The following is a 9,272-nucleotide window of genomic DNA, read 5'->3' on the forward strand; positions in this document are numbered from 1 at the left end:
CTCCTCCGGCCTATCAGCCACGCAGCGCCGAGTTCGATCCGCAGCCCGAGCCGGTCGAACGCCCGGCGGAAAGCTATCAGCCGCAACAGGTGCCGCATACCCCTGGAACGCCTTCGCCGGCCGCGCTGGAACGGCTGCAGGCAGCTGTTCAGAACGTACCGACTTCGGCCCAGCGTCTGACCGCGTCGCGCCCGCAGGAACCGGCGCCGCAGCGCCAGCCCGCCGCCGAGGAACGGCCGCGGTTCGGGTTCAACCGTTTGATCGACCGGATGACTGGGCATGCCCCGGATACCCCCGCTCAACCGGCCCGGCAACAGCCTGCGATGCGCCAGACTGACGCTACGGCACCCTCGCATGAGGAGGTCGATCCCGAGCAGGAGCGTATCGAAATTCCGGCTTTCCTGCGCCGTCAGGCCAACTGATCGCGGTAACAATATCCACTCACGGGGTCGCCGAAAGGCGGCCCTTTTTCCTTTTGATGCAAACGTTTAAGTGCCAGTAAGCAGGGTTTTGCCGATCTGTTGCAGAACTGTTTCATTCAGTTACAAAGAGTGAGTTGAGCCTTGATGCGCGCTTCCTTAACTGAGGGTGCAACACAGCCGAAAAAGGCTGGACACCGCTCACCGAGGTTCAATTTGCAACAGACGCTCAAATCTTCGATCACGTTCAAAGGCGTGGGCCTGCACAGTGGCAAGCCCGCGACGATGGTTCTGAAACCGGCAGCTGCCGGTCACGGGATCTGGTTCAAGCGGACTGATATCGAACTGGGCAATGCGCTGATCCCGGCCATCTACGATGTGGTCGAACGAACCCAACTGTGTACGCGCCTCGTCAATGACGCAGGCGTTTCGGTGTCAACCGTCGAGCACATCATGGCCGCGCTGGCAGGGTGCGGGATCCACAACGCCCTGATCGAGATTGATGGACCCGAAGTTCCGATAATGGACGGTTCTTCGATCGACTTCGTGCGCGGTATCATCGCCAAGGGTGTCCGCCGTCAGGCCAGCCCGGTTCTGGCGTATGAGGTCCTCAAGCCGGTCGTGGCAGAGCGGGAAGGTGCCCGTGCCTCGATCCGGCCGGCTGACGGTTTGATCATCGAGTTCCACATCGATTTCGAAGACACTGCGATCGGCAGCCAGTCGAAGATCCTGGATATGCGCAACGGGTCGTTTGCTCGGGAGCTGTCCGACTGCCGGACCTTCTGCCGCCGAACCGATGTCGAGGCGATGCGCGAAAACGGTCTGGCCTTGGGTGGCACTCTGGAGAATGCGGTTGTTGTTCAAGGGGCCGAAGTACTGACACCGGGTGGCTTCCGTCACCAGGATGAAGCCGTGCGCCACAAAATGCTGGATGCGTTGGGAGATCTGTATCTGGCCGGCGGCCCGATCTTTGGTCACTTCGTCGGCGAGAAATCCGGCCATGCCATGACCAACACATTGCTGCGCAAGCTGTTCGAGACGCCTGGCGCCGTGCGTCCGGTGCTGTGCACGCCTGAGCAAGCCGCACAACTGCCCGGGCAGGGATTGGTCTGGGACGAAATCCCCGAAGTTGCCTGATCCGGCCCGGCCCGGCGACAAATCGGTCGTGGGGCCGATAAGGCGTTTTGCACCGGAATTTTATGTGCTAGACCAAAGCTCAATCCGGGGTTACCCAAAGAGACAAGACGACTAGGATGGGCGGTATGGTTGGCACCAAAGCGGCAGTCAGGCTTGCGGGCGCGATTCTTCTGGCAGCTACTTTGACGGCCTGCGGCAACGCGGGCGGCCTGTTTGGTAACAAGGGCGCTGACAAGTCCCAGAACCTTGAAGGCTTTACGCCCGAGCAGATCTACACCCGTGGCGAATACGAGCTTGCGCAGAATCGTCCCGCAGATGCGGCCTGGTACTTTTCCGAAGTCGAACGGCTTTATCCCTATTCCGACTGGGCCAAGCGGTCACTGATCATGCAGGCTTTCGCGTTCCACTCGGACAAGGAGTATGAAGAAAGCCGCGCCGCCGCGCAGCGGTATATCGACTTCTACCCAACCGACGAAGACGCAGCTTATGCGCAGTACCTTCTGGCGCTCAGCTACTATGACCAGATCGACGAGGTCGGCCGCGACCAGGGTCTGACCTTCCAGGCGTTGCAGGCGCTGCGCACCGTGATCGAGGTCTATCCCGACAGCGAATACGCCACCTCGGCGGTGCTGAAATTCGATCTGGCCTTCGACCATTTGGCGGGCAAGGAAATGGAGATTGGGCGCTATTACCTGCGTCAGGATCACTATACCGCGGCCATCAACCGTTTCCGTGTCGTGGTCGAGGATTTCCAGACCACCAGCCACACAGCCGAGGCGCTGTACCGCTTGGTCGAGGCTTATCTGGCCTTGGGTCTGGTCGACGAGGCTCAATCGGCCGGCGCGATTCTGGGCTACAACTACCAGTCGTCTGAATGGTACGACGCGGCTTACAAGCTGCTGACCTCGCGTGGGCTCGAACTAAAGAGCCGCGGCAACAACTGGCTCAGCACGATCTACCGCCAGACGATCAAGGGCCAGTGGTTGTAATCGCCATGGTCACAGGCTTGGGACGCTGACGACCCGATGCTGCGCGCCCTTGATATCCGCGATATGCTGATCATCGACCGGCTGGAATTGACCTTTCAGCCGGGCTTGAACGCGCTGACCGGCGAGACGGGGGCGGGCAAGTCGATCCTGCTCGACTCGCTGGGCTTTGTGCTGGGCTGGCGCGGTCGGGCCGAACTGGTCCGGCAGGGGGCCGCGCAGGGCGAGGTCGTGGCCGAGTTCGAACTGCCCGAGGGTCATCCCGCCCATGCGATCCTGACCGAGGCCGGTTTGCCCGGCGGCTCGGAACTGATCCTGCGCCGCGTCAACACTGCCGAGGGGCGCAAAACCGCCTGGGTCAATGACCGCCGCTGCTCGGGCGAGGTGCTGCGGGCGCTGTCGGAAACCTTGGTCGAACTGCACGGACAGCATGATGACCGGGGCCTGCTGAACCCGCGCGGCCATCGCGGCATGCTGGACGCCTATGCCGGGGCCGAGCCGCTATTGGCCGCCGTCCGCGCCGCCTGGACCGAGATGGCGCGGGCCCGCAAGGCCCTGGCCGAGACCGAGGCCGCCGTGGCCGCCGTGCGCAGCGAAGAAGAATTTCTGCGGCATTCCGTGGCCGAACTCGACAAACTTGATCCGCAGCCGGGCGAGGACGCCGAACTCGACGCGCGCCGCCGGATGATGCAGGGGGCCGAGCGCATCCGTGACGACGTGGCCCGCGCCTTTGCCATGCTGGGTGGTGACGGGGCCGAAGGGGCGATGGCGGATGCCTTGCGCTGGCTGGAAGGCGTCGCCGACCGGGCCGAGGGCCAACTGGACGAGCCGATCGCGGCCCTTGGGCGCGCCCTTATCGAACTGGGCGAGGCGCAGGACGGCGTGACCGCCTGCCTCGAGGCGCTGGACTTCAACCCGGCCGAGTTGGAGCAGACCGAGGAACGTCTATTCGCCATCCGAGCGCTGGCCCGCAAACATGACGTGGCCCCCGATGACCTGAGCGGTTACGCCGACACGCTGCGCGCCCGGCTGGGCCAGCTTGAGGCCGGTGACGCCGACCTGGCCGACCGCCGTGTTGCGGTGCAGGCCGCGCAGGCCACCTATAACGCGGCCGCCGAGGCGCTCAGCGCCCTGCGGCGCGAGGCTGCCGGCCGGCTGGACGCGGCGGTAATGGCCGAGCTTGCGCCGCTCAAGATGGAGCGTGCGGTGTTCCAGACCCAGATCACGCCCGCCGACCCCGGACCCGAGGGGCAGGACGCCGTGGCCTTTACCGTGGCCACCAACCCGGGCGCCCCGTCGGGCCCGCTGAACAAAATCGCCTCGGGCGGGGAGCTCAGCCGCTTTCTGCTGGCGCTCAAGGTGTGCCTGTCGGGCGATGACAGCACCCGGACAATGATCTTTGACGAAATCGACCGCGGGGTGGGCGGCGCCACCGCGGACGCCGTGGGCCGCAGGCTTGCTGCGCTGGCGCAGGGCGGGCAGGTGCTGGTGGTAACCCATTCTCCGCAGGTCGCGGCCCGCGCGGCGCATCACTGGCGGGTTCAGAAGCACGTGACCGACGGGCAGACCCTGTCCACTGTCCTGCCGCTGTCCGAACCGGACCGGATCGACGAGATCGCACGCATGGTCTCGGGCGACGTCATCACGGATGAAGCCCGCGCGGCCGCCCGTTCGTTGTTGCAAGCCTGATGCAGCCGGGCGGCGACACTTGCCTTCAATATCTTGTCAGCCGACTTTTCTAAGCGCCCGGCGTGGCTTAGTAAGGGATACCTGTTTATCCACAAAGCCCCATGACACAATCAACCCGAACCGTCCTGCGCACTCAGCTCAACCAGGCCCTGGCCGCGCTCAAGGACGCGTGGCGGGTACTGCGGCACCGCGGGCCAAGCCAGATCCAGTTCTGGTTCATCGCGCTGGTGATCGGGATCACGGCGGGCTTCATGGCTTTGGGATTTCGCAAGGGGATCGCGGCCCTGCAAGCGCTGGTCTATCAGACCGACGACATCCTGTTTCTGCACAGCTTTGCCGAGAAACTGCACTGGGCCTGGATTTTGGCGATCCCCACGGTTGGAGGGCTGGTCGTCGGGATCATCCTGCACCGCTTTACCGATGACGGGAGAGTTCGGTCTGTCGCCGATGTGATCGAAGGATCCGCGATCAGTGATGGCCGGGTCGAAACCAAAGCAGGGGTCGCGTCGTTTTTCGCCTCGCTGATCACACTCAGCACGGGCGGGTCGACGGGTCGCGAAGGGCCAGTGGTGCACATGGCGGGCGTGCTTTCGACTTGGGTATGCCAGCGTATCAACGCGGATGGAATAACCGGCCGCGACCTGCTGGGCTGCGCCGTGGCCGCCGCTGTATCGGCCAGTTTCAACGCCCCGATCGCCGGAGCGCTGTTCGCGCTGGAAGTCGTGCTGCGCCATTTTGCAGTCCACGCTTTTGCACCGATCGTGATTGCGTCGGTGGCGGGCACCGTCATCAACCGGCTGGCATATGGCGATGTGACCGAGTTTGTCCTGGACACGCCCGGATCCCTGCAATTTTACGTCGAACTTCCGGCCTTTCTGATCCTTGGGCTGATCTGCGGGCTGGTCTCGCTGTTGCTGATGCGGTCGATCTTTTTTGCCGAAGATTTCGGCAATCACGTGCAGGCGCGCCTGTCGCTGCCGCGCTGGCTGCGACCCGCCGTGTCCGGCGCGATGCTGGGCGTGCTGGCGGTGTGGTTTCCGCATATCATCGGCGTCGGATACGAGACGACCATCCGTGCCCTGACCGGAGATCTGGTGCTGACCACGGCCATCCTGCTTGCAGTGATGAAAACCGTGGCAGTGGCCATAACCATGGGTGGTCGTATGGGCGGCGGGGTATTTTCTCCGTCGTTGATGATCGGCGCGCTGACCGGCCTTGCCTTTGGCCTGATCGCCACAGGCCTTCTGCCAAGCGTGTCGGGCACGCATACGCTATATGCTTTTGCCGGCATGGGTGCTGTTGCGGCGGCGGTTCTGGGCGCTCCGATCTCGACCACGTTGATTGTGTTCGAACTGACCGGAGACTGGCAGATCGGCCTTGCCGTGATGGTCTCGGTGTCCATGTCCACGGCGTTGGCCTCCCGCCTTGTGGACCGGTCCTTCTTCCTGACCCAGCTCGAGCGCCGCGGGGTGCATTTGGCCGCCGGGCCACAGGCTTATTTGCTGGCGATGCTGCGCGCCGGGGCCGTGATGCGCCCGCTGGGAGATCCGAATACGGCAAGCAGAGAAGAGGTGCAGGAGATGATCGAGCAGGGTCTGTGCGTCCGGGCCAGCGCAACCCTCGAGGCGGCAATGCCGTATTTTGATCGAGACGGAATCACCTGGCTCCCGGTGGTTGTTCGGGATGATGACGGGGTCGAAAACCCGGTCGGAGCCTTGTACCACGTGGACGCATTGAAGGCGTACAATCGTGCACTGGCCGCAACAGCGGCCGAGGAACACTCGTGATGCAGCAGTGGCAGGCGGGCCACTGAGAGTTTCTCTTTGATTTTGACGCCTTGTCAAAAAATGAGAGCATTCTAGCCTGATGGAAGAATTATCCCTGATAGTCACTTTGATTGAGGTGTGAACATGGCTTTCGAACGGTCTTCTTTGCTGACTGTGGTGGCTGCGGTTTCGATGATTGGTGCTGTCCCCGCGCGGGCGCAGGAGGCTCCGTACGTGACCGGCTTTCTCGGTATCACCGATATGGGCGACTATGATTTTGATTTTTTCCAGACAGTTCCTTCGGTCGTGGTTGGCCAAGGCACCATCACAACCGACAATGGTGTAACCTACGGTCTGGCCGTCGGACTGCGTGTCGCGCCAAATCTGCGGGCCGAGTTCGAACTTTCATATGCTTCGAATGATACCAAGGAAATCGGCCGCCCGTTTACTCAGTATGACGGAAGCTTTGATGCGACCTTCGGGATGGCAAACCTTTGGTATGACGTCCCGGTACAGGGCAGGTTCAAGCCCTATGTTGGTGGCGGGCTCGGGTTTGCACGCGTGTCCCACGACGGTCAGTCCGGTGCTGGCGTGACACTGGTCGATGACAGTGACACCGCCATTGCGGGGCAATTGGGGTTTGGCGGACGTTTTCAGGTAGGGGAACGCGGGAACATTGACATCGGGTACCGCTACAAGACGACCGGCGATCTTGATTTCGCCACGACCCAAGTGTTCATCCCGACAGATCTCGCGAATGGCCGCTACTCTTCGCACTCGCTCATTCTCGGATACAGCTACAGTTTCTGACAGACGTAGTTGAGGGCCAGGTTTGTCCAGCCCTCAAATCTGTTCGACCTTCACCGATTCCAGCGGGTAGAAGGCGAGGTAACCCTTGATTTCGGCAACGGCGGGTATGGGATCTTCATAGCTCCAGACCGCATTCTGCGTCACGCTCGACTTGTTGACGATCGAGTAGTGCGTGGCATCGCCTTTGTGCGGGCAGTGGGTCAACTTGTCGGTCTTGTCCAGAAAGGCCATCGCGATGTCTGCGCGTGGAAAGTAGATGACGGGGGCCAGATCGCCTTCCAACAGTTCCAGGGCGTTGGTCGTTTCGCCCAGAATCGCGCCACCGGACCTGACGCACCACTTGCCAGGTGCTTTGCGGATCTTGATGTAGTCTGTCATGTCTGCTCCTTCCCTCGTCGTCGCGGCCTGGTTGTGGTCAGGCCTTCGCCTATGCCCATAGTATGTGACAAACGGGTGTCACAAGGGCGCGGTTGCGGCATCCAACCACAGTTGCGCGGCATGTGACAGTCTTGGCCGGACTTTTTCCGCCACGTCCCGGTGATACGCGTTCAGCCAATCACGCTCGGCACTGGTCAGCATGTCGACGACGATCAGGCGTCGATCGATGGGGACATATGTCAGTGTCCGCCAGCACAGCATTGCGCGCTCGGGGTCTGCGCCGGGCAGGGCGGGGGCCTCCTCAACAACCAGCAGGTTTTCAATCCGAATGCCGAAGGCACCTTCGCGGTAGTAACCCGGTTCATTCGACAGGATCATCCCGGGCTCGAGCGGAACGTGGCTGACCCGCGCCAGACGCTGTGGTCCTTCGTGAACGCTCAGGTATGCGCCGACACCATGGCCGACGCCGTGGTTGAAATCCTGGCCCGCGGCCCACAAAGGTGCCCGGGCGATGCACTCGATGTCTCGGCCGGCGAGGCCAACGGGCCAGCGCAGTTGCGACATCGCGATCATTCCCTTCAGAACCCGGGTAAAGCAGATTTTTTCCTCGTCTCCTACCGTGCCGATGGGGATCGTCCGGGTGATGTCCGTGGTGCCATCCAGATACTGCCCGCCGCTGTCCAGAACCAGAATATGACCGTCCTCAAGCCGGCTGTCGGTTTCCTCGGTCACTCTATAGTGCATGATGGCGCCGTTTGGCCCGGTGCCCGCAATGGTGTCGAACGAGATATCCTGCAACGCATTGTCGCGCCGCCGGTTCTCCTCCAGCTGTGTGACCACCTGCGTTTCAGTCACGCTGCCGGGGGGGTGGGCATCCAGCCAGCACAGAGTTTCGATGACGGCGGCGGCGTCACGAAGATGCGCGGCGGCGCTGCCGGCAATTTCGGCTTCGTTCTTGCAGGCCTTGGGGCGTGCGCAGGGATCGCCACCGTCCACAGCCCGGTCGCCAAGCACATCGGCAACGGCTTGCGGCAGAGTTCCCATGTTCACTTGCACCGCGCCCTCAAGCGCCGCAACAGCGTTCAGGAACGCGTCGGGTTCGTGGATCGAAACGCGCGGCCCCAGATGCTCGTCCATCCCCTTCAGCTTTTTTGCGGCCATGAACAGGTCCACGTGCCCGTCGGCCTGCAAAATCGCAAACCCATGCGCAACCGGGTTATATGGGATGTCTGACCCGCGGATGTTCAGCAGCCACATGATCGAATCCGGCAACGTGATGACGGCAGCCGACCTCCCGTTCTGAGCCAGAACCGAAGCCAGCCGCGAAACCTTGCTTTCGGCGCTTTCGCCTGCAAATTCCAGCGGGTGCACCTTGACCGGGTTCATTGGCGGTGGTGGCTGGTCGGACCAGATGCGGTCCACAAGATTGTCTGACGGAACCAACTCGATCCCGCTATTCTGCAGTTCGGCCCGGGTTGCCGTGATCTGTCCGGCGGAATGCAGCCACGGATCGAACGCCACCCGCCCTCCATCGGGCAACTGCTGTTTCAACCACGCCGAAAGGCTTACGTCGGGCCACGGTACCGGTGTGAAATCGGATGCCACCTGCGCCTTGACCTGAGTGCGATACCGTCCGTCCACAAATACGCCGGCCACGTTTCGCAGCGCTGCGCAGAACCCGGCAGAACCAGTGAATCCGGTCAGCCATGCCAGCCGCCCGTCGCGGGCGGCTACATATTCGCCCTGATGCGCGTCGGCACGCGGGACGATGAAGCCATCCAGTCCTTCGCGCTCCAACTCTGTGCGCAACGCCGCCAAACGTGGCGGCCCCTGTTCGGGCCGCGCCGTGACTTCGAAAGATTGGAACATCTGCTTCTCCTTCGGCTCACTACAGGTCTTGATCGCCTGCCTTCACCTTTCTTTTAAACGCTCCCGCTGGAGGCAAGACCGGCCTCATCCGGCCTTTTTCATGCCCATCACGCGGGCCCGCGCGCGCGGGTCGCTGTCGAACAGCGCGGCCAATTGCTCGGTCATCGCTCCTGCCAGCTGTTCGACATCGGTAATCGTGACCGCGCGATCATAATAGC

At 62.4% G+C, this 9,272-nt stretch carries 7 protein-coding genes and 1 pseudogene; 6 read left to right on the top strand and 2 right to left on the bottom strand.

Annotated features, from left to right (window positions below):
- The 6 genes and pseudogenes from AC2FM5_RS18315 to AC2FM5_RS18340 form a co-directional block, all read left to right on the top strand.
- Positions 1-422, top strand: a pseudogene (locus AC2FM5_RS18315) (cell division protein FtsZ); the annotation flags it as partial.
- A 213-nt stretch (positions 423-635) separates the two neighbouring features.
- A complete protein-coding gene (gene lpxC / locus AC2FM5_RS18320; RefSeq protein ID WP_093964852.1) occupies positions 636-1,556 on the top strand; it encodes a UDP-3-O-acyl-N-acetylglucosamine deacetylase in 921 nt (306 codons plus the stop codon).
- A 125-nt stretch (positions 1,557-1,681) separates the two neighbouring features.
- The gene (locus tag AC2FM5_RS18325) at positions 1,682-2,545 is read left to right on the top strand and encodes an outer membrane protein assembly factor BamD (protein ID WP_170340921.1); all 864 of its coding nucleotides are present in this window, start codon (positions 1,682-1,684) and stop codon (positions 2,543-2,545) included.
- 36 nt (positions 2,546-2,581) lie between these two features.
- Positions 2,582-4,231, top strand: coding sequence for a DNA repair protein RecN (gene recN / locus AC2FM5_RS18330; RefSeq protein ID WP_496737298.1), 1,650 nt, complete (start codon positions 2,582-2,584; stop codon positions 4,229-4,231).
- A 101-nt stretch (positions 4,232-4,332) separates the two neighbouring features.
- Complete coding sequence (locus AC2FM5_RS18335) at positions 4,333-6,018, top strand: chloride channel protein (protein WP_496737300.1); 1,686 nt, start codon at positions 4,333-4,335, stop codon at positions 6,016-6,018.
- A gap of 123 nt (positions 6,019-6,141) precedes the next feature.
- Positions 6,142-6,807 carry an outer membrane protein gene (locus AC2FM5_RS18340; protein WP_170391021.1) on the top strand — a complete coding sequence of 222 codons (666 nt, stop codon included), beginning with the start codon at positions 6,142-6,144 and terminating at the stop codon, positions 6,805-6,807.
- Between the two features lie 33 nt (positions 6,808-6,840).
- On the opposite strand, the gene AC2FM5_RS18345 is transcribed toward AC2FM5_RS18340, so the two are convergent.
- Both AC2FM5_RS18345 and AC2FM5_RS18350 read right to left on the bottom strand, forming a co-directional pair.
- The gene (locus tag AC2FM5_RS18345; protein ID WP_170340927.1) at positions 6,841-7,185 is read right to left on the bottom strand and encodes a DUF427 domain-containing protein; all 345 of its coding nucleotides are present in this window, start codon (positions 7,183-7,185) and stop codon (positions 6,841-6,843) included.
- A 78-nt stretch (positions 7,186-7,263) separates the two neighbouring features.
- On the bottom strand, positions 7,264-9,054 hold the full coding sequence (locus AC2FM5_RS18350) for an aminopeptidase P family protein (RefSeq protein ID WP_496737303.1): 1,791 nt from the start codon (positions 9,052-9,054) through the stop codon (positions 7,264-7,266).
- Between the last annotated feature and the right edge of the window lie 218 nt (positions 9,055-9,272).

It is taken from the genome of Ruegeria sp. BHSA162, assembly GCF_059613385.1.

Bases quoted from the DNA above. Each gene is read 5' to 3' on its own strand.
- AC2FM5_RS18325 (WP_170340921.1), top strand. From the start codon at position 1,682: ATGGTTGGCACCAAAGCGGCAGTCAGGCTTGCGGGCGCGATTCTTCTG.
- recN (WP_496737298.1), top strand. From the start codon at position 2,582: ATGCTGCGCGCCCTTGATATCCGCGATATGCTGATCATCGACCGGCTG.
- AC2FM5_RS18335 (WP_496737300.1), top strand. From the start codon at position 4,333: ATGACACAATCAACCCGAACCGTCCTGCGCACTCAGCTCAACCAGGCC.
- AC2FM5_RS18340 (WP_170391021.1), top strand. From the start codon at position 6,142: ATGGCTTTCGAACGGTCTTCTTTGCTGACTGTGGTGGCTGCGGTTTCG.
- AC2FM5_RS18345 (WP_170340927.1), bottom strand. From the start codon at position 7,185: ATGACAGACTACATCAAGATCCGCAAAGCACCTGGCAAGTGGTGCGTC.
- AC2FM5_RS18350 (WP_496737303.1), bottom strand. From the start codon at position 9,054: ATGTTCCAATCTTTCGAAGTCACGGCGCGGCCCGAACAGGGGCCGCCA.